The sequence below is a fragment of the Leptospira kanakyensis genome, assembly GCF_004769235.1.
GTDB classification, from domain to species: Bacteria; Spirochaetota; Leptospiria; order Leptospirales; family Leptospiraceae; genus Leptospira_A; species Leptospira_A kanakyensis.
On sequence record NZ_RQFG01000005.1, the window covers coordinates 597,138 to 617,637 of the forward strand.

The window sequence follows — 20,500 nt, forward strand, 5'->3', positions numbered from 1 at the left end:
ATGATTTCTCTATCATCCATTTTGGCAGTTTTATTCCTCGTCCTTGGGCTCATCTTATCTCTCTATGGAGTTTGGACTTGGTCTGATCCTATGTATGAAAAATCCCTAGGTTGGAATCTAAATTTGGTTTGGGGAGGGGTGGTGTTTTTTGTGGGGATTCTATTTGGGCTTGGGAACCGGATTTCTACCCGATTCCCGAAAGAACCAAATCTTTAAACAGTAACTCTTTCTAAAACAAGTGAGAGAAAAGGAATAAAATCACCAAGTAACTCAGGGAGTTCATACTCCAAAATATCACCTGCATACACTATGTCATTTTTTTCCATGGCCGAAGCAATGTTCGAAAGTGTTTCGTTCAAACTTGTGATCACATCAGAAAGTTTTTTATCTTCAATGGCAAGGGATTGCCAATCTAGTTCCGCGTGACGAGTTTGCACAGATACGAGTGCCGACATAAGGCCCGTTAAACGACCCACAGCATCATTTAAAATTTCAGAAGCCAAATGGTCTTTTCCAGATTGGAAATTTTCATTTACCAACATAAAGTCTTTGATGACTTTTTCTTTATCTTCTACAAAACGAGAAATGATTTCAATCAGTTCACTTTCGTCCATACGCATCACAGCAAGGCGAGTGCTAAGATCCATAAGAAAAAGTTTTACATCCCGAAGGTCTTCTAAAAAAGTTTCAATGGCTTTTGTAGAATCTAAAACTTCTGATCCGTTTTGTAAGGACTCCAAAATTTCTTCTACGTTTTTACCTTTCCCCATAGGTTGGATGAGGTTTAAGTTTAAATTCAGAATTTTAGTTGTGGTACGGATCATAGATATGATCCAGGGAATTCCTTCTTTTAAATCCTCTGTTTCTTTTTCTGTCAGAGAATCACGACCAACAAGGGTGCTACCAACTTTGTCTACATAGTTGTCTACTTCCCAAAGGCCATCTTCGATCACATCCAATTCTTCACCCACAAACAAATCTAGGCGTTCGGTTTCATCCACACCCACTGCATTTAGATCGGAACGATTTAATTCTTTCCCATTAACTGTGAAATGGCGAAGATACTTTCCATTGGATTCAATCCACTTTTGAATTTCATCCAACACTTGGCCGAGGTTTGTTTCGCCATCTAATTTAGTATCTAATTGTTGTTCGTTGATATAAATATTCATCATTCCCCACCGTTCCCTCTAAACATATTATTCTGTAAATAGTTTCCAACTGATTTGTTTTTACCTACACCTTGTTCCATGTAGAGGAATCGTTGTTTCAGTTTGGCCTCAAAACTAATGAGATGAGACTCATGTTCTTTGATTTTTTTATTATTCCCTGCGACACTTTCTTCTAAAAGTTTCACCTTACTTGTGACAATTCCAGAAGCGTATTGGTTATATGGTTTTAGGATTTCAAGTAAACGAATCCCAACACCTTCTTCCATCTTCGCATCGTTATTCGGGTCAGAGGCAAATAAATCACGAACCCCATCCGGATTTTCCGAAAGGACTGAGATGAGACGTTCTTGGTCAATTTGTAAAAGTCCGTCTTGGATTTTTTCCCAGTTGGATCCCACAGCCCCGGTGGAAATTCCAATGTCTGTTAACACTCGGAATCCATTTTCTTTCGTTGCCGGATAATATGAGTTTGCTGTTGTTTTTAGAGAAGCAATGAGTCTTAGGATTGCGTTTTCACCGGCAAGGATTCCCGATTTGGATTTGTTGTCCCAAAAATCGCGCGAGATGTCTGCCGATTTAGAATCATCACTTTCTTTTTTATCAGAGATCTTTCCGTTTTTTTCAACGGATGTGACCTCTTTAGAAAACTTCATGAGTTCGTTATAAGCATCCACCCATTCTTTGATGAGGGCTGAACCTTTCGCATGATCCACATGAATTTTTAAAGTGACAGGTTTTTCTGTAACTTTGTGAACATTAAAAGAAATCCCTTCCAAAACATCAGCGATGGCATCATTTGTTTCACGAGTGATCTCCACCCCATCAATTTTGATTTTAAGATCTTTCCCTTCTTGTAAAACTTTGAGTGGTTCCGCAGTGCCTGGAGCCGGAGGTGTCACAAGAGTCACTGATTTAATTAAAACTGGTGTAGTAGCTGCATTTGACAGTATAATCGCTGTTAAATTTTTATCACTAGCGTTGTCACCAGCTAAAAAAATATATTTGGATTCTGTTTTAGTAATGGGCAGGAATTTGTTTCGAACACTTCCTTCCTTTTCAAATCCAATTCCCATCTCCATCACAGCAGGAGCTTCTCCCACGATTTCCACTTCCAGAAAAGCTCTTTCTTTGATTTCTGTTACTGCGACAGGAATGGAAAAGGCAGTGTCCGGTTTGATGCTGATTCCTTCTTCGGATTGGACAAGTTTCTCAGTTTCTGTTTCAGACTTTTTAAACTTGGTTTGGTCCCAAACCTTGGATTTGAGTACATCTAAAGATAATAATTGTTTTGTGTCTTCTGCACTGGCTTTGTTTTCACCAACAAGACCTGCAAGTTTCAAAATCCCATTGGGATCGGCAAACTGGAGTTCATTTTTTTTGCCAGTTTTTACAGAAGTTACGGTGAGAATGGATGAGTCTTTATCAATTTTAATGATGGAAGTGTCAGCTAGGCCACCTGCCATATTTTTGATGGAATTTGTGAGTTCACTCAGTCCCCCACCAGGAAAGGTAACTGTTTCTTTTGATTTCCCTGAATAAATTGTAAAACTACCTTCAGGAAGACGAATGTCTGTATCAACGGCAACACCAGATAACTGGTGTTTGCTTGCCATTTCTGTAATTTCCAAAGCTCGGTTTCCGGACTTGGCAGCGCGAGAGGCTTCCCCTGTAATCACCCCTTCTTCCGAAGAAGATACCGATTTTGTCGCAAAAGGTGCGGTAAAGGAAACGAGGGCACGGCTTTTGGTTTGGAGATTTGTGGTTAGGTTTTTCACCTCACCCCAAATTTGCACCTGCGCTTTGGAATATTCGTTTTCGGTTTCCCACCGTTTGATGGGCCGACGTTCGAGTTCGACCAGTTTTTTAACGATATCGTTTGTATTTTGCCCAGTCATCAGACCCGGCATAGTGTATGCTGGCATATCGTCCTAAATCCCTCTGAATCTAATGTCGTCGATTTCTACAAAAGGATTAGGAATTTACAGAATTTTTTCCTTCCCAAATCCTAGAATTATGACTGCTAGCCCTACAGAAAAAATAGAACTGGGGAACCAAAATATCTTCTTCGACCGCGAACTTTCCTGGGTCGACTTCAACCACCGCGTTTTGGAAGAATCCTTCGATAAGGAAAACCCCCTTCTAGAACGCCTTAAATTTCTTTGTATCACTGAATCCAATTTGGATGAGTTTTTTATGGTTCGGGTTGCGGGCCTACTCAATTTAAAATCAGCAGGAATCGAAGAACGAAGCCTCAATGGCAAACGCACCTCCGAAACTTTGGCGGAACTTTATTCCAAAGTGGGTTTATTTGTCAAAAGACAATACGAAGCCTTAGGAGAGATCCTTGTTGAATTAAAAGAAAACAAGATTGTTGTAGTGCAAGATCCCAGTGAACTTGCTGGTGATGACATTCAGTTTGTAAAAAATTATTATAAACGAGAAGTGTCTTCCATCCTCACACCACTGGCAATTGATCCATCCCATCCTTTTCCCCACATTCTCAATCGGACTTTGAATTTGGGGATCACTCTGTATTCGGATGATGACAAAAACAAAGCAAAAGAATTATTTGCGATTGTCCAAGTGCCAAGTGTTCTCCCTCGATTTTTACAACTACCTCCAAACAAAGAATCCGATGTCAGAAGGTATTTTCCATTAGAAGAGATCATCAAACTCCATTTAGGTGACCTTTTTTATGGAATGCATGTAAAACAAATCCATACATTTAAAATTGTACGTGATGCTGACATTTCCATCAACGAAGAACAAAATATAGGCGATTTACTCGCCACAATGAAAAACGAATTAAAAAACCGGATGTGGGGTGATGCCGTTCGTTTGGATGTTCATTCCGGTGCTGGACATATCAAAGAACTATTACAAGGGCTTTTAGAACTAGAAGAATACCAAGTAATGGAAATTCCCACCTTACTTAGCTTAAACGATTTGATGTTTTTCCAAGGATTAGAAAAAACAAGTCACTTAAAATATTCTTACCCTGTTCCCAAATCTGGATTTGCTGCCAAAAAAAGTGAATCTATCTTTTCTGAAATTCGTAAAAACGATCACCTCCTCCATCATCCTTACGAAAGTTTTAAATCAATCGAAGATATGTTAAAGATCGCAAGCCAAGACCCTAAAGTTTTGGCGATCAAAATGACTTTGTATAGGACTTCCGGAGATTCTCCCATCATCCAATATTTAGGCGAAGCTGCCGAAAACGGAAAACAGGTTACCGTACTTGTAGAACTCAAAGCAAGGTTTGATGAAGAAAGAAACATTCGTTGGGCAAAAAAATTAGAAGATAGTGGTGTGCATGTTGTCTACGGTGTCGTAGGACTCAAAATCCATTGTAAGATGTTACTCATCGTACGCAGAGAAGATGACAAACTCAATCGCTATGTCCACTTAGGAACAGGAAATTATAACTCGACCACTGCTAGGTTTTATACAGATTTAAGTTTATTCACTGCAAATCCTGAAATCACTGAAGATGTGGCGATTCTTTTTAATACCATCACAAGTTCAGGAAAGATGCCAAGGCTTTCGAAAATCTATGCAGCTCCTACCTTTTTAAAAGAAGAGTTTCTTCATCTCATCCAAAGAGAAACAGACAACGCAAAAAATGGAAAACAAGCTCGTGTCATTTTCAAAATGAACTCACTTGTGGATCCAGATATCATTTTGAAACTGTATGAAGCCTCACAAGCCGGGGTTAAAATTGATTTAATCATTCGTGGGATATGTTGCCTGCGGCCCGGAATTCCGGGGGTTTCTGATCGAATCAATGTGCGTTCCATTGTGGGAAGATACCTAGAACACTCAAGGATCTATAGTTTTGAAAACGGTGGAAAACCAGAAGTATATTTGGCATCGGCGGATTGTATGCCAAGAAACTTCCTTCGCCGAATCGAAGTTATGTTTCCAATTTTACAAGACAAACATAAAAAAAGGATCGGGAAAATTCTCGAACTCCTACTCCGCGACAATACACAAGCTCGTGTTTTAGAATCAGATGGATCTTATACACGTTTGGCACCGGGGGATGATGATCCGGCGGTAAACTCTCAAATTGATATGGTAGATATTTAAAGGACAATAATGGATTTTACAAAAACAAAAACTGATTTAAGCCAACTCATTGGTGATAAAAAAGTCATTTTAAAAAATGACGGAACTATGGACGAAGCCTTATTTAATTCTTACGGAACAGACAGAACCAAAGTTTATCCACCCAATTACCAAGTTTTAGTTTTTCCAGAAAACACAGAAGATGTCGCAAACATTGTTACTTATGCTTATAAAAACGAAATTGCCATAGTTCCTTCTGGGGGACGAACCGGTTATGCTGGTGGCGCTGTTGCTAAAAATGGGGAAATCGTCATTTCTCTATCTAAAATGAACCAAGTAGTTGACTTTGATCCTTTTCTCGGCACCTTACACGTACAAGCTGGCATGATCACAAAAAACCTGCACAAAGAAGCCGAAGAACGTGGTTTTTATTTTCCGGTAGATTTTGCAGCCACAGGCTCAAGCCATATCGGCGGAAACATAGCTACCAATGCCGGCGGTGTGCGTGTTGTCCATTATGGACTCGTTCGTGATTGGGTTCTCGGTCTCACCGTTGTCAACGGCAAAGGGGAAGTTTACCGATTTAACGGAGAAATTTTAAAGAATAATACTGGATATGACCTCAAACACCTGTTTATCGGTTCGGAAGGGACACTCGGAATCATTACAGAAGCAGTTGTCAAACTTACAAAACCTCCTAAAGACATCCGTGTTATTTTCCTCGCTGTGCCCGAATACAAAAACATTTTAGAAATCTTCAGAGAAACACATAACTTTGATTTACCACTACTCGCTTTCGAGTTTTTAACAGATTATTGTTTGGACAAAGTCAAAGAACACTTAGGAGTTCCTGATCCATTCCAATCACCTAGCAAATATTATGTTCTTATGGAATTTGAAGTGGGTGGCGAAACAGACGAAGAAAAACTTTATTCCATTTTAGAATCCATCACAGAAAAAGAACTCATCACCGATGGTTCCATTGCGCAGAACTCACGCCAAAACGAAACATTTTGGAAATATAGAGAAGGGATTTCTGAATCACTGTCTCTTGCCTATACAGTTCATAAAAATGATATCTCTCTTCCACTTCGCAATATGGAAGCATTCCTAGATGAGATGACGGCCCTACTCACAAACAAATACCAAGGATTTCATATTGCCCTTTTTGGCCATATCGGCGATGGGAACCTCCACCTAAATATTGTTAAACCAAAGGATCTTTCCGATGCTGAGTTTTTTTCGAGGTGCAAACAAGTAGATCCAGAAATGTTCACCCTCATCCAAAAGTTCAAAGGATCCATCTCTGCAGAACACGGGATTGGGCTTTTGAAAAAGGATTACTTGAGTTTTTCCAGATCCGAGTCAGAAATCGACACCATGCGGGCCATTAAATTGGCATTTGACCCCAAAGGGATTCTCAACCCTGGCAAAGTGCTCTAATTCCGGGCAAAGGCAGATCTTCCGGAACAATCTGGTCGATTTGCCTATTTTCTAAGCACGGGTTGAAAAAAAATGCTAGATTTTAATCAGAGTCCGTCTATACTGTAACTATGTTCAGGAAAGTGATCAAAATATTTGGGATATCTCTTCTCACACTCTCCTTGGGCAGTGCCTTTCTTTCAGAAGAAAACGTACTCATTCGCACTCGCGGGGCAAAATCCACCCGAGTCGGAGGGAAGAGCCAACTCACTGGCTCCCTTACTGTTGCGATCAACAAATCTTCTTCTGAAGAATCCTCTGGTACAAAAGATCTAGAAGATGTACTTACATGGAGTGGAAAAGGTCAGGCATCACTGCTGACTTCTCCTCTAACACATAACAAAAATCTCCATTCTTCTTTTATTTCTGGGCTTCTTGCCTCCCGTTACCTGAGTTTACCTCCACCCGTTTAACTCCTCTCTATCTCTTAAACCTGTGTCCCGTGAGGGACACAGGATGTTTTTATATTCTAAACATTTTATACAATTTGTTTCTCATTTGCCAAAGACTCTTAGCGACTGCTCCAGGGAATTCCTGACTCTGGGCAGTCTTTTTTTTGAGAAAACTTCCGTCTCATTCGAATATATTCATCAACATGAACAATGTGTGAGAATCACTAGGCATTAGAAGTATTTTAGAATTGAGTACCTAGATCAAAATGAATGAGTGGACAATATGAAGGCAAACTGGTCTGCAAAGCTGATAGCATTCCTTTTAACGGTGACCATTGGGTTTCCGTTGGATGGTACGTCAGACACAGTTTCCGATTATCTAGAATCAAATCTCCACCAGATAAAAAAATCATATTCTGATTCGCTAGAAACTCCTGAAAACACGGAAATCAATGATCCACGCATTTCTGCGATTGATGATTCCGCTACTTTAAGTCGTTCTAGAGCTGATTTTTTAGATTTTTTTAATGAAAGTAAGTCCGACATTCTTTCGGAATCACTTTTAATATCTTATGTTGATTTAATTTCAGATGGAAAATTTGTTCCGAATTTACTTTCTTATCTTCTCTTAAATATTCCCCCTCCTATTTCCTTCGTTTAATCTATTTCAGCGTTAGCTGATGTAACACAGGTATGTCCTTATCGTTAGTAAGGATCAAGTTGTACCTACGTTTTCTTTTTTCAATTTTAGTATGTTTGGTAATTTATGAGTTTTTATAACAGAATCGGTATCTACCTCTTTCTTGTGTTTTCGACTTCCTACCTATGGGGGGAAACTAGAATTGCACAAGCAAGTGAAGCACTCAAAAGGCAACTATCGGATGAAAATCCAAGGTCTTCCTTAGGCTCCAGTCTTTATCCTGACGACCAAAGGTATACAAAGGAAATAGACTTAGAATCTGCTGAAACCTTGTTATGGAAAAACAACCTTTTACTCATTGCTGCTCGCTTTCAAATTGATGTAAAAAAAGCCGGAATCTTACAAGCAGGGCTCTATGCGAATCCGAACATCGCCATTGACCAAAGTATTTTTGCAGAACCAACACAAAGGTATTTTGATACAACTAGATCAGGCCAATCGGTAGTCCAAATCCAACAAGTATTTTTGCTTGGGGGAAAAATTGACAAACGTGTCAAAGTAGCAGAACTCAATGCAAAGATCTCCGAACAAGAGTTCTATGATCTAACTCGAGCGGTCATTACCAAACTAAGAAGAACCTTTTATACTATATATTTTTACAAAAAGGCAGTTGTATTTTATGACCAAAGTATTGCCTCAATTGAAAAAACAGTAGATTCGTCTGAACTTGCATACAAAAGACGAGCCCTCCTCCAAGCAGAACATTTAAGATTAAAGGCCCTTTTGTTTTTCTTAAAAAAGGAAAGAGAGGATCTTGCTATAAAAGTTTATGAAAAAGAAGCAGATCTAAAGATTCTTTTGAATGATGATTTGTATCGCGATGCAAGAGTCGAATTTAATCCTACGGTGAACGAAACTCATTTAGATTCCATTGTTCCTAATCAAGCCAAGTTAGAAGATTTGGTTGAGATTGCTCGTGAAAACCGACCTGACCTAAAAAAAGCACTCCAATCATTACGATTTGAAGAAGCCAATTTAGAACTTCAATATGCAAATGCGATTCCTGATTTGTCCTTTGGACCAGTTTATAACCGTGGTGGAACAGCTTTCCAAAACTATTGGGGAGTCACTGCACAACTTAGTGTTCCACTCTTTGACAGAAACCAAGGAAATATCCAAGCTGCGGAAAAAGCAATCCTTGTCCGCAAACAAGAGTTAAAGAATAACATCCTCGAAGTTGAAAACGAAGTTGCCGTAGCTTACCAATCAGCACGGATCAAAGATGCACTTTATAAAAGATTTAGTAATGCTTATATTAAAGATTATGGAAGTTTATCTTTAGATATGATTATGAGCTACGAAAAGAAATACATAACCATCTTAGAATTCGCAGACTTCTTTGAAACATACCGTTCAAGTATTGTTGAAATGTTAAAACTCCAAACAGATCGAATGGAAGCCATTGAAAATGTAAATTACGCTGTGGGTAAAGGTATCTTTATCCCAAAATCTGAAAACCAAACCAATCCTAAAACTGAGGAATAAAATGTTAATTACCTTAAAATCTTTAAACCAAAAGGCAAAAATCCTCCTAATTTCAGGAGTGGCTCTTGTAGTCATCGCTGTTCTATTTATGATTTTTTCCAAACCGGCAAAACCAGCTCATAAACATCCTGAAAAAGCAGAAGTTTTTGATAATGGTCTTCGTATCGAATTTAAACCGAATAGTCCTGGTTTAGACATCGTAAAATCAACTGCAATTGGCGGTGGCGGAGAATTTGTAAGTTTAGAAGCACCGGCAAGGCTCATTGCATCCACTTCTCCTTCGGTAAGTAATGGTGCTCGTATCATTCTTTTCGAATCAGCAGAGTTAAACGATCTTTATGTTGGATATGTTCATGCAAAAAACAAACTTCATAGATCCAATAAGAACTTAAACCGAATCAAAGATATGTTTGTGCACCGAGTGGCAACGGAGAAAGACTTAGTCGAATCAGAAACAGATTCAGGTAACGATGCGGCAGAACTTGCAGAATTTGAAGGAAAACTCAGAGCCCAAGGTTTAAATCCAAGCGAACTTAGCACCGCAGGTAGCTTAAAAGCATGGATCATCACAGATGTTCCTGAATCACAAATTTCTACCTTACGCAAAGGGAAAAAAGTAAAAGTAGTTTTTGCTTCCTTCCCAGACGAAGAGTTTATAGGAACTGCTGAAGCAATCGGTGATAACGTAGACCCACTGACAAGAACTGCAAAAATGAGAATCATCGTAGTGAATGAAAAGTATAGATTGAAACCAGGGATGTTTGGAGTTGTCAAATTCCCAGAACAAACTGGTGGAGATAGTGTGGTTCTCCCTTACACTGCCATTGTCACAGTAGAAGGAAAAAACTATGTATTTGTTGAAGAGAAACCTTTAACTTTCAAAAGGCGAGAAGTCGTATTAGGTATTTCCACTAAAGAAAGAGTGAATATCATTCAAGGATTGGAACCAGGAGAAAAAGTAGTCGTCCAAGGTTCCATTCTATTGAAAGGATTAAGTTTTGGTTTTTAATATGAAAAAACTTATCCTATTTTTTATAACAGTTTCTATATTAGGATCTGGACTCAAGGCAGAACCTTCTTCTCCTTATCCGAAAGATAAGGAAGGAAATGAAATCAAACCAGAATGGACTCCAACTAAGTCCGATCAGTCGGCGTTTGGTGAAGATGAAAAATTAAAAGCGGATAGTTTAGATGCCAAAAAACTTCCGAAATCAACGAATTTCTGGGTTTATGGCGCTTCCATTGGATCTCCGGCTAGTATCAATTTTAACTTAGGTTATTACTTTAAAGACGTCGTTATACGAGGATCAGGTGGTGCTTGGGGTCCTCATTGGTATGGCGGGCAAGTGGATTTAGGATACACTTTTTGGAAAACTCCAGTCATTGCTCACAGCATTTCCGTTGTTGGTGGTTATTTCGAGGTAAATCCATTTGCACCAGAAGTGGGTCGGGGCGGTCAATCATCTTATCCTACTGGCCTAAATATCCCTGGTTACAACCGAAGAGATCCTTCACAAGAAGACCTTCTCATCAGGTCATATGTAAACTCCATTGATAGCAATGTAGGTACTTACTTAGAATACGAAAGTAGGGAAAGACAAAGAGTCCATCTTTCCCAACGTTACATCGGTTTAACATACGACTTTCTACTTGGAAATTTCTTTTTGCAAGTAGGCGGTGGAGTTGGACAAGGCGACTACAAAAACCCACAGTTGTTATTACAAATGGGTTACCTCTTCAATACGAGGGAATATCATGATTAAAGATTTCATTGAACAAGCACTTAAAAATCGAATTACAACACTAGTAGCTGCAGCGGTTGCCGTACTTTTTGGACTTTGGGCATGGATCGATATACGAAAAGAAGCCTATTCTGACATTGCAGACACACAAGTTCGTCTCATCGCAAAATTTCCTGGTAAAGCAGCGGTGGAAGTGGAAGAACGTGTTACACTTCCCATAGAACGGGTATTAAATGCAATTCCAAAGGTAGCTGTAAGACGATCAAGAACCATTAACGGTCTCGTCGTATTTCAATTCGTATTCGAAGATGGGACTGATGATTATTTTGCTCGTATGCGACTTATGGAACGAGTTGCTGATGCAGACATTCCAGAAGATGTTCATCCTGCACTTGGACCAATGAGTTCACCCGTTGGTGAAATTTATCGTTATGTAGTGGAATCTACTGAAAACCACACACCGATGGAACTTCGAACCATCCAAGATTGGATTGTGATGCCGAAGATGTTACAGATTCCCGGTATTGCAGACGTAGTCACCTTTGGTGGACTACCAAAACAATACCATGTGGTTACCTCACCCGATAAGTTAATTCGTTATAAATTGACCATTGGCGATGTCATTAGAGCCATCCAAGAAAACAACTTAAACACCGGTGGAAATTTACTCCTACAAGGTGAACAAGGTTTTCCAATCCGTTCTCTTGGTGCCATCAGAGATCCGAAACATATTGAAAATATCGTAGTAAAAACAGTTAACGGAGTTCCAGTTTTTATTCGAGATTTAGGTTCGGTAGAAATTTCTCATCCAATTCCCAGCGGTGTTCTCGGTTATACCATTCAGAACGAAGATGAGGGACTCATCGATGTAGATTCGTCTGTGCAAGGTTTGGTGGCGATGCGCCGATGGGGTGATCCCAATGAAATGGGTGAACGAATTCGGGCAAAAGTAAAAGAAATCAATGAAAACTACTTACCAGACGGCGTCCAACTTAGAAATACTTACGATAGAACAGACTTAGTCAATTACACCCTCCGAACGATTGGTAAAACGTTAGTCGAAGGTGTTGTAGTAGTCAGTTTAGTTTTAATTTTCTTTATTGGAAGTGTTAGAGCTTCACTCGTAGTGGTTGCGACAATTCCATTTGCGATGTTGTTTGCATTTCTACTAATGAACATTACAGGAATTCCCGCAAGTTTGCTTTCACTAGGTGCCATTGACTTTGGAATCATTGTGGATGGTGCGGTCATCATGGTTGAAAATATCATGAGACGTTACAGAGATGCAAGCCCAGAAGAAAAAGCACATGGGATTCTCGCTTTTACTAGAGACGCTGCATCGGAAGTAGGAACAGAAATTCTATTTTCGATTTTAATCATTATCTTGGCTTACCTCCCAATTTTCTCTTTTGAAAGGATTGAAGGTCGGTTGTTTAAACCAATGGCTTTTACAATTTCCTTTGCAATCCTTGGAGCTTTAATTTTTGCGATGGCCGTGATTCCTGTACTCATGTCCATCATTTACAAAACTTATTTTGAGTCAAAAAATCCAGGGCCTATCGAATGGCATAATCCCTTTTATGATTGGATTGAAGTTCGTTACAAACGAATCATAGAGTTCATTGTAGATAGATCACGCAAAGCAGTAAAATATACATTCAGTGTTGTAACAGTTTTTCTTGCTATCGGTATGTTTTCACTAGGAACCGAATTTCTTCCAGAAATGGATGAAGGTGGATTTAACATTCGTATCTTTTTTCCAGTGGGTATTTCCCTTCCTGAAGCTAGGAAGTTTATGCCAAAGATAAGGCAGACCATTTATAAAAATGAACAGGTGAGTGTTGTCCTTTCTCAATTAGGTAGAAATGATGATGGAACAGATCCACTTCCACCAAACCGACTAGAGGTTCTAATTAGTTTAAAAGATTATAACCAATGGAAGGAAAAAATCACCAAACAAGAACTACTCTTTCGAATGAGAAATGATTTAGAAGCAACACTTCCTGGCGCAAGGGTCAGTTTTTCTCAACCTATTATGGACAACTTATCAGAAGCCATTATGGGTACAATTGCTGACTTAGCAGTTTTTGTTTCCGGTAACGATTTAAAAATTATGCGTGGAATCGGAAATGAAGTTCTAGAAGAAATTAAGGAAATGAAAGGTGCCAGTGAATTTGGGATTGAACAAGAAGCAGAAAGTCCACAGCTCACTATTAACATCAACAGAGAAGCAGCTGCTCGATTTGGAATCAATGTCATTGACATCCAACAGATGATCGAAGCTGCCATTGGAATGCAAAGAGTTAGTACTTTGTATGAAGGACCTTCTGACATCCCACCAAAAACACCAGCAAGGTTTGGAATTGTAGTACGATTTTCAAAAGACTACCGAGCATCCAAACAAGCGATCGAAAATATGCCGATCATTTCACCTAAAGGGGAAAGGATTCCATTATCACAATTAGCTGATATAGAAGTAATCGATGGACCAACTATGATTTTCAGGCAAGAAGGTCGTCGTGTAGTGACAGTTAGAACCAATATCCGTGGCCGTGACCAAGGAGGGTTTGTATCGGAACTTCAGAAACGTGTGAAGAAAAAAATCAAACTTCCAGATGGTTATGAAATTCGATTTGGTGGACAATACGAAAACTTAGCTCGCGTAGGTAAAAAGTTAGCTATTGTTATCCCAATCACGATTCTTATTATCTTCGGTGTTCTCTATATGTTGTATAGGAACCTCAAGTATGTATACGTTGCACTTGCGTGTATTCCTCTTTCATTACTCGGAGGAATTTATGCACTTCTTTTCAGAGGTTATTACTTCAACGTTTCTGGTGGTGTTGGATTTATCTCTTTATTTGGAATTGCAACAATGGCCGGAGTGTTATTCGTTTCGAGAACAAACCACCTATTGATTGAAGAACCGGACATCACAACGAAAGCTGCCGTAAAAAAAGCAGCGGTGATTCAGTTGCGACCAATGTTAATGACCATGTTACTTGCGTTGTTAGGTCTCATCCCTGCCACTTTGGGAACAGGAGTTGGATCTGACGTTCAAAGGCCGCTGGCAACTGTGATTGTAGGTGGACTTTTTTCAGCTATGTGCCTTGTATTAACCATCCTTCCATCTCTCTACTTGGTAGTCGTAGGCGAAAGAAAACCTAATGCTGCTGAACGCGAAGAGATGAGCCACAAAAAACACATCCCATTTCTAGACTTCGTAAGTGAACTCAGCGAAGAACCTCTGGAAGAAGATGATGAGGAAGAGAAATCACCGAAGAATAAAAAGAAACCGGTAAAGAAAAAAAGGAAAACTTAAAAGGTCCCAAAGAAGAAAAAATAAACTCATCAGAGTCTTTATTTTACATATCTCCTATCTTATACTCCAAACCAATACAAGGTTTGGAGTTTTTTTTAATACCTGACCGATGCTGCTGCGATAAACAACCTTTCTACACGAGTTTGTTTATTATTATCCGTGGCAAATACTGGATCCATCGATTCTCTTTGCACCACCTCAAAACGAACGAGGCCAGGATTCCATTCTAAAAAATCAAAAGTCATTGTATAACCGTTAGTCATAAATCCATTTCGTGTGTAAGTAGTAGCCATCACTTGTTTTGGATCATAAAATCTTTCTACACGAAAACTGAGTCGATACAAATCCTCATAACGAAAGCTAGTCCAAAAAGTTCCATGATACCATTGGTTATAAACATTGGATTCTCTATTTGTATAAATTCCTAAAACAGGATTTATTTCTTTCCACCAAGGTTCATACTGAAAAGATTCTTTTGCTTTTTGTGCTCCCACATCTCCAGACACAGCAAAGGACAACCAGTCCAATGCCTTCCATTCTAAAATTGTATTATTATAAAACCTTGTTTGTTTACGTTCAAAGTCAGGAGCTTCATTTCCGGCAAACTGATTTGCGATTAATGTAAAATTTTGAGTGAACGAATATTTGAACTGAGTTCCTAGCGATTTATCTTTGTTTTGGTCGGTGATGTTTTGCCAACCATTCATTACATGGAATTGGAATTGGAACTTATCTGTTATTTTTGTGGTTAACCTCGCTCCTGAAGAATAATAAGGTACGTAATCAAGTGCGAGTGCTCTCGTATAATTCCAATTGTCTGAAGATATCCAAGATTCATGTCCGATATGACCAAAATAAATTCCAGCATCAATCCAAGTATCTTTTGCGATTTTGATACCAACATAGGCTTCTTGGATATGTTTCACTGAATTTTGATTAGAACTTATATCTTTGTTCGCCTCAGGAGCATAATTTGTGTTTACCGAAGTTCCAAATTGTAAAGCAATCCGACCCCTCACCTTCTCTTCTTGCCACTTGGCATCTACAAATCCCATGTTGATGTTAAATTCATCGTTACGAACTGCTTGCGTTGTAAATTGACGTTCCTTCGTAATTGGATGGTTGCGATTGTGTGAGTAGTAAGTATCAACAAAAGCACCAAACTTTAAACTGGCGGGAAGTGGATTTGGATGCGGTGGTTGTGGTTGTACCGTTGGTGTCGGAGTTTCTGTAGTTACAGGTTTTGTATCCTCAGCATATAAAACCGAGAAACAAAATAACAACGAACAAATACAAAAAAGAAGTTTTAAATACAAAAATTGTTTCATGGAGTTCCGCTCCCTAAAGAGCGGAATAAATCATTTATTTTTTTAGTAACTCTTTGATTTCTTTTGGAAAACCAAGAAGTTCTTCAGGGATCACAATTAGCTTTTTTCTATACTTAGCTTTGTATTCTTTTTTAAATTTTGTATGGCATGACTTACAAGTTTCATCAGGTTTTCCCACAGAAAGCTTAGCATCTACAATCTCTTTCCACTCTGCTTTTTGATCTTCAGGTGCCATGTCGGGAACCTTTTCTAAGATTTTATTGAGATAGTCAGCATTGTCTTTTTTATCATACAACTTCGTTGCTGGTTTGGTAAAGTCCTCCATAAAATCATGAAGATTCATTTCCGTATTAGCTTTGGCTTTTTTTTCCGCATTCAGTACAACTCCGAGTGCAGAAAAAAACAGTAACAAACTCAATGCCATTCTCAATTTCATAATCACCATCCGCTAGGAACTCTAAACCTTAGGCAAATGAGAATCAAGTCTGTTTTTACGAAGGATGGTCTCTCCCAGTCCGAATTTTTTCACAGATTCTAGGTTGACTCTACCAGTATACTCATCTTCATAACTTCCAAGAGAACGAATGAACTCAGGATTCATACCCGCTAGTGCTCTCGTTTCTGGTAAATATAAATAACCCTTCGCTCTTCTAGGAGTAAATGGAAATTGAATGAGAGAAAGGTAATGTTCCCAATGATTTTTATTCTCAGGGACAGAATGTTCGAAGGCACGAAGACCTCTTTTCACATGTTTGATTTCATCTTCAAAAATGGTGAGCATGATTTCAGATGTTACGTTGTCACCAAAGTATGAAAAAACTTGTGCATAAACTTGCGCATAATCTAAATTTGCACCCTCAAAAGAAACAGACATCACTGCAGCAAAAGATTCCAAAGTACCAAACTGTCCAAGTTGTTTCCAAAAAATATAATTCAATGGAAGGTCGCCGAAATTAACTCCGAACTCTCTCATACGATCTAAGTATAACTTTAAATGTGTTTGTTCTTCTTCGATTGTCTTTAGAAATCCGTTTCGAACTGATTTGGGTGCAGATGGAAAAGCGAGTAATGCCCAAGCAAACAACTCAATGGCCATAAGTTCATGATTTGCAAAATGATGAAGGCTAAGTCCACGATTGGATATTAAATTTAGGTGTTCCAAACGAGGGATTTTTACTTTTTTATCCGAAAACAAGAGATTAGAAGAACGGCCGGGAGATTCAATCCGTATGGGTGTAAAATCCGTTTCCTCATCCCAACGCCTACTGGGAGGCATTAGTTTATCTTCCAAATTAGGAGCGAGTAACAAATGTTTTGCGTATTGGGAAATTTTCATTCTGGTGATGGTTTTGAAAAGGGATTTACAAAAAAAAATTAAAAATTAGAATATAAATCCAAATTCAATGAAGAGTCCTAAAACTAAAAGTACGAATTTTTACGATTCCGTGTATGCGGTCGTAAAAAAAATCCCCAAAGGTAAAGTTACCACCTATGGACATATCGCTTTACTTCTAGGAAATCCAAGAGCAGCAAGGGCCGTTGGTTATGCTCTCAACGCTCTGAAAAAAGAAATGGAACAAAAGATCCCTTGGCAAAGAGTCATCAACGCCCAAGGGAAAATTTCCTTTCGCGGAGATATTTTACGAGCCGACCTTCAAAAAAAAATCCTACAATCAGAAGGTGTTTCCTTTGATCTAAACGATGATACATTGAATTTTGACAAGTACGGGTGGTTCCCATAAAATGATCAAAAATTTTCCCATTACTTTAACAGTTGCTGGATCCGATTCCGGAGGTGGGGCCGGGGTGCAAGCCGATCTCAAAACATTCTCCTCACTCGCAACTTTTGGAACCACAACCTTCACTTGTTTGACAGCTCAAAATCCTGATGGGGTCACTGGTATCTCCGAAATTTCACCAGACTTTGTATCCGCACAACTAAAAGCAGTTTCAAGTTACTTCCCCGTCAAAGCAGCAAAAACCGGAATGTTATACTCTGCCAAAATCATCGAAGTAGTTGCTGAATTTTTTTATGAGAACCCAGACATCCAACTGGTAGTGGATCCTGTGATGGTAGCAACCAGTGGAGCAAAATTACTCAAAGACGACGCAATTGATTCTTTAATCAAAGATTTGTTGCCACTTGCAAAACTCATCACACCTAACTTAGATGAGGCGTCACTACTCCTGGGTGAAAAAATCCACCAATATGACCAACTGGTTCCTATGGCAGAAAAATTATTCCAAAAGTATCAAGTGCCGATTCTTTTAAAAGGGGGGCATCTTCCAAATGCTACGGAAGCCACAGATGTTTTGTTTGATGGAGAATCCTCCTATCTATATTCAAAACCATTTTTGAAAGGTAAAAACACACATGGAACGGGTTGTACTTATTCCGCAGCCATCACATCCTTTTTAGCGCACGGAAAAAATCTGCCAGAAGCCGTTGGTTCGGCAAAAGAATACCTCCACTTAACATTAGAAGATGAAATCCAAACGGGTTCAATTTCCCATTTGAATCATTTTCCAGAACCAACTAATTAATCAGAACTTAATATTCAATATTAAGTTCTTTGATTTTTTTATCCAAAGTGTTTCGATTGATTCCCAAAAACTTTGCGACGCGAGTTTTTGTATAACGGAACTTTTTCATTGCATATTGGATGAGTCTTGATTCCACTTCGCTGACAACAATTTCCATAGCACGACCATCCAGACCATCTAGTTGTCCCGGTGTCAATCGACCAGATCCTAAATCTAGAGGTTCAGCCCCAGATACGGATTCTACATGGTTCAATTGGGTCACTTCTGTTGCATGTTCTGGCATATCTTCCAAACTGGAAAGGATATCAGAAAAATCTTCTTCACTTAAAATTTCATCTTGGGCAAGTACAACCGCTCTTTCGATGACATTTTCCAACTCACGAACGTTACCTGGCCAACGATATTTCAAAAGTAGTTTGGATGCTTCTCTTGAAATTCCTTTCACCACTTTGTTATTATCTTTTGTATATTTTTCTAAAAAGTGATTCATAAGGAGTGGAATGTCTTCAACACGATCCCGTAAAGCAGGTGTATTTATTTTTACTACATTCAACCTATAAAAAAGATCGGCTCTAAACTTTTTCTCTGCAACCAATTGTTCCAATTCCGCATTCGTTGCCGCAATGATCCTTACATCTACTTTTTTTGCCTTAGTAGAACCAATCGCTTCAATTTCACGTTCTTGCAGCACACGCAACAATTTAGATTGTAAGTTTAAATCCATTTCTCCAATTTCATCTAGGAAAATGGTTCCTGTATCTGCTAACTCAAACTTTCCTTTTTTATCAGTTACCGCACCGGTAAAAGAACCTTTTTTATGCCCAAAAAGTTCACTCTCAAGTAAGTTTTCTGGAATGGCAGCACAGTTGATTTTGATGAATGGATTTTCGGAACGAGAACTATTGTAATGAATGGCATTGGCAATCATCTCTTTACCAGTTCCTGATTCACCCGTAATCAAAACAGAAGCTCTGGAATCGGCAACCAGTTGGATTTTTTCAAACATCTTTTCCATACTGGCTGCTTTGCCAATGAGAGAACCAAACTTATATTTATTCTTTAGTTCTCGTTTGAGTTGGATATTTTCACGAGAGATTTCTTTTTTAGCCTCTTCTACCAAGTTTTGAATTTTAATCGATTGAGAAATAATCGAAGCAACTACTTGTAAAAAATCTAAAAAAGATTTTAGATCGGTATGTTTGTTTTGAACAATAAATGCATTCACAACACCAAGCATCGTTTGTTCACTAAGAATTGGTGCACAAAGTAAACTTACGTTATGTGGGTCATGTTTAAAGTGAGAAAGATATCCGACTCGATTTAAAAAATCGGGATGGCTTGCCACCGATTCAATGATAATCGGTTCGCCCGATTCGAAGACTTTTCCTGTGATCCCTTCCCCAGGTTGGTAAGTACCTTTATCGATTTCTTCCGGAGACAAACCGGAAGCCGCAACAATACGAAGTAATCCTTCTTCTTTATTAAATAAGACAATGCTACCTTTTTCCAATCGGAGTGATTTTTCCATAGTGACCATAATGGAATCAAAAACTTCATTTTGATCGAGTGTGGAACTCACTACCTTGGAAATTTCAATCAGGGTTGCTTGGATTTTAGTTCTTTGTTCCAAACTACGAATGGTTTGTAAGTTTTTAAAGATCTGTCCAGCCTGGTGAGCTAGGACACTCACAATTTCCAACATCTCAGCTGTGAATGCATTCAATCTGTTGGAGTCGAGTGAGATGACACCAATGATATCATCTTCTACAATCATCGGAGCAACTAACTCTGATTTAATTTCTTCTTTGACCTGAATGTAGTCAGGATCTTTCGAAACATCATTGACTAACTTCGCTTTTCCGGTAGAGGCAGCCACACCGGTAATCCCTTGGCCAATTTTTAGTTTCGTTTCACGGAGAAGCTGTTGGTTCATCCCCCGAGAGGTAACGGCATCCAAAACACCGTTTTTTTCATCGATGAGCATCAGAGACCCAGATTCCACTCCACAAATTTGGATACAACGATCCAAAATGAGTTCCAGGAGCCCATCTGGATCTTGGGTAGAGTTCATAGCAGTTGCGACTTCGTGGATGGATTGGATCGGATTGAATTTTTTCACGCTCATATTTCTTGCTCTTTAGTATTACGCTCTGCCTCGAAAGAATACAGAAAGACGTTGCTGGTGACCAAAACAGTATGCTTATTTATTAAACAAATAAACCATTTTTTAATCATATTTACCGACATCCTTTCGATTTCTGC

At 38.9% G+C, this 20,500-nt stretch carries 16 protein-coding genes and 1 pseudogene; 11 read left to right on the forward strand and 6 right to left on the reverse strand.

Annotated features, from left to right (window positions below; all coding sequences use genetic code 11):
* Entirely contained in the window at nt 1-216 is a 216-nt protein-coding gene (locus EHQ16_RS03440) for a hypothetical protein (RefSeq protein ID WP_135636334.1), read from the forward strand.
* Here the strand turns inward: EHQ16_RS03440 and EHQ16_RS03445 are convergent.
* Nucleotides 213-1,175 (reverse strand): hypothetical protein, encoded by a 963-nt coding sequence (locus tag EHQ16_RS03445; RefSeq protein WP_135636331.1) that lies wholly within the window; start codon nt 1,173-1,175, stop codon nt 213-215. The genes EHQ16_RS03440 and EHQ16_RS03445 overlap by 4 nt on opposite strands.
* Nucleotides 1,172-3,094: a flagellar filament capping protein FliD gene (gene fliD, locus EHQ16_RS03450; protein WP_135636329.1), complete on the reverse strand. Its 1,923-nt coding sequence runs from the start codon at nt 3,092-3,094 to the stop codon at nt 1,172-1,174. Before fliD ends, EHQ16_RS03445 begins: the two co-directional genes overlap by 4 nt.
* Nucleotides 3,095-3,119: 25 nt before the next feature.
* Between fliD and ppk1 the strand changes: the two genes are divergently transcribed.
* The 8 genes and pseudogenes from ppk1 (at nt 3,120) to EHQ16_RS03490 (ending at nt 14,366) form a co-directional block, all read left to right on the forward strand.
* The gene (gene ppk1 / locus EHQ16_RS03455; protein ID WP_135636327.1) at nt 3,120-5,264 is read left to right on the forward strand and encodes a polyphosphate kinase 1; all 2,145 of its coding nucleotides are present in this window, start codon (nt 3,120-3,122) and stop codon (nt 5,262-5,264) included.
* Nucleotides 5,265-5,273: 9 nt separating this feature from the next.
* On the forward strand, nt 5,274-6,686 hold the full coding sequence (locus tag EHQ16_RS03460) for an FAD-binding oxidoreductase (RefSeq protein ID WP_135636325.1): 1,413 nt from the start codon (nt 5,274-5,276) through the stop codon (nt 6,684-6,686).
* 122 nt (nt 6,687-6,808) lie between these two features.
* Nucleotides 6,809-7,138, forward strand: a complete 330-nt coding sequence (locus EHQ16_RS03465; protein WP_135636323.1) for a hypothetical protein — start codon at nt 6,809-6,811, stop codon at nt 7,136-7,138.
* Nucleotides 7,139-7,400: 262 nt separating this feature from the next.
* Entirely contained in the window at nt 7,401-7,778 is a 378-nt protein-coding gene (locus EHQ16_RS03470; RefSeq protein ID WP_135636321.1) for a hypothetical protein, read from the forward strand.
* 279 nt (nt 7,779-8,057) lie between these two features.
* A pseudogene (locus EHQ16_RS03475) lies at nt 8,058-9,302 on the forward strand (TolC family protein); the annotation flags it as partial.
* 1 nt (nt 9,303) lies between these two features.
* A complete protein-coding gene (locus tag EHQ16_RS03480) occupies nt 9,304-10,311 on the forward strand; it encodes an efflux RND transporter periplasmic adaptor subunit (RefSeq protein WP_135636318.1) in 1,008 nt (335 codons plus the stop codon).
* A gap of 1 nt (nt 10,312) precedes the next feature.
* On the forward strand, nt 10,313-11,065 hold the full coding sequence (locus EHQ16_RS03485; RefSeq protein ID WP_135636316.1) for a hypothetical protein: 753 nt from the start codon (nt 10,313-10,315) through the stop codon (nt 11,063-11,065).
* Complete coding sequence (locus EHQ16_RS03490) at nt 11,058-14,366, forward strand: efflux RND transporter permease subunit (protein ID WP_135636314.1); 3,309 nt, start codon at nt 11,058-11,060, stop codon at nt 14,364-14,366. The genes EHQ16_RS03485 and EHQ16_RS03490 overlap by 8 nt, the downstream gene beginning before the upstream one ends.
* A gap of 95 nt (nt 14,367-14,461) precedes the next feature.
* On the opposite strand, the gene EHQ16_RS03495 is transcribed toward EHQ16_RS03490, so the two are convergent.
* From EHQ16_RS03495 to EHQ16_RS03505, 3 genes are read right to left on the reverse strand one after another with little or no spacing between them, the layout of a single operon-like run.
* Nucleotides 14,462-15,694 (reverse strand): porin, encoded by a 1,233-nt coding sequence (locus EHQ16_RS03495; RefSeq protein WP_135636312.1) that lies wholly within the window; start codon nt 15,692-15,694, stop codon nt 14,462-14,464.
* Nucleotides 15,695-15,728: 34 nt separating this feature from the next.
* Entirely contained in the window at nt 15,729-16,130 is a 402-nt protein-coding gene (locus tag EHQ16_RS03500; RefSeq protein ID WP_135636310.1) for a hypothetical protein, read from the reverse strand.
* A 21-nt stretch (nt 16,131-16,151) separates the two neighbouring features.
* On the reverse strand, nt 16,152-17,030 hold the full coding sequence (locus tag EHQ16_RS03505) for a DUF455 family protein (RefSeq protein WP_135636308.1): 879 nt from the start codon (nt 17,028-17,030) through the stop codon (nt 16,152-16,154).
* 67 nt (nt 17,031-17,097) lie between these two features.
* Here EHQ16_RS03505 and EHQ16_RS03510 point away from each other — a divergent pair, with 67 nt between their 5' ends.
* Both EHQ16_RS03510 and thiD read left to right on the forward strand, forming a co-directional pair.
* Complete coding sequence (locus EHQ16_RS03510) at nt 17,098-17,436, forward strand: MGMT family protein (protein ID WP_135636306.1); 339 nt, start codon at nt 17,098-17,100, stop codon at nt 17,434-17,436.
* A 1-nt stretch (nt 17,437) separates the two neighbouring features.
* Entirely contained in the window at nt 17,438-18,238 is an 801-nt protein-coding gene (thiD, locus tag EHQ16_RS03515) for a bifunctional hydroxymethylpyrimidine kinase/phosphomethylpyrimidine kinase (RefSeq protein WP_135636304.1), read from the forward strand.
* A 7-nt stretch (nt 18,239-18,245) separates the two neighbouring features.
* Here thiD and EHQ16_RS03520 read toward each other — a convergent pair whose 3' ends face one another.
* A complete protein-coding gene (locus EHQ16_RS03520; protein WP_409035591.1) occupies nt 18,246-20,363 on the reverse strand; it encodes a sigma-54-dependent Fis family transcriptional regulator in 2,118 nt (705 codons plus the stop codon).
* Nucleotides 20,364-20,500 lie beyond the last annotated feature (137 nt).

Bases quoted from the DNA above. Each gene is read 5' to 3' on its own strand.
- EHQ16_RS03440 (WP_135636334.1), top strand. From the start codon at position 1: ATGATTTCTCTATCATCCATTTTGGCAGTTTTATTCCTCGTCCTTGGG.
- EHQ16_RS03445 (WP_135636331.1), bottom strand. From the start codon at position 1,175: ATGATGAATATTTATATCAACGAACAACAATTAGATACTAAATTAGAT.
- fliD (WP_135636329.1), bottom strand. From the start codon at position 3,094: ATGCCAGCATACACTATGCCGGGTCTGATGACTGGGCAAAATACAAAC.
- ppk1 (WP_135636327.1), top strand. From the start codon at position 3,120: ATGTCGTCGATTTCTACAAAAGGATTAGGAATTTACAGAATTTTTTCC.
- EHQ16_RS03460 (WP_135636325.1), top strand. From the start codon at position 5,274: ATGGATTTTACAAAAACAAAAACTGATTTAAGCCAACTCATTGGTGAT.
- EHQ16_RS03470 (WP_135636321.1), top strand. From the start codon at position 7,401: ATGAAGGCAAACTGGTCTGCAAAGCTGATAGCATTCCTTTTAACGGTG.
- EHQ16_RS03480 (WP_135636318.1), top strand. From the start codon at position 9,304: ATGTTAATTACCTTAAAATCTTTAAACCAAAAGGCAAAAATCCTCCTA.
- EHQ16_RS03485 (WP_135636316.1), top strand. From the start codon at position 10,313: ATGAAAAAACTTATCCTATTTTTTATAACAGTTTCTATATTAGGATCT.
- EHQ16_RS03490 (WP_135636314.1), top strand. From the start codon at position 11,058: ATGATTAAAGATTTCATTGAACAAGCACTTAAAAATCGAATTACAACA.
- EHQ16_RS03495 (WP_135636312.1), bottom strand. From the start codon at position 15,694: ATGAAACAATTTTTGTATTTAAAACTTCTTTTTTGTATTTGTTCGTTG.
- EHQ16_RS03500 (WP_135636310.1), bottom strand. From the start codon at position 16,130: ATGAAATTGAGAATGGCATTGAGTTTGTTACTGTTTTTTTCTGCACTC.
- EHQ16_RS03505 (WP_135636308.1), bottom strand. From the start codon at position 17,030: ATGAAAATTTCCCAATACGCAAAACATTTGTTACTCGCTCCTAATTTG.
- EHQ16_RS03510 (WP_135636306.1), top strand. From the start codon at position 17,098: ATGAAGAGTCCTAAAACTAAAAGTACGAATTTTTACGATTCCGTGTAT.
- thiD (WP_135636304.1), top strand. From the start codon at position 17,438: ATGATCAAAAATTTTCCCATTACTTTAACAGTTGCTGGATCCGATTCC.
- EHQ16_RS03520 (WP_409035591.1), bottom strand. From the start codon at position 20,363: ATGAGCGTGAAAAAATTCAATCCGATCCAATCCATCCACGAAGTCGCA.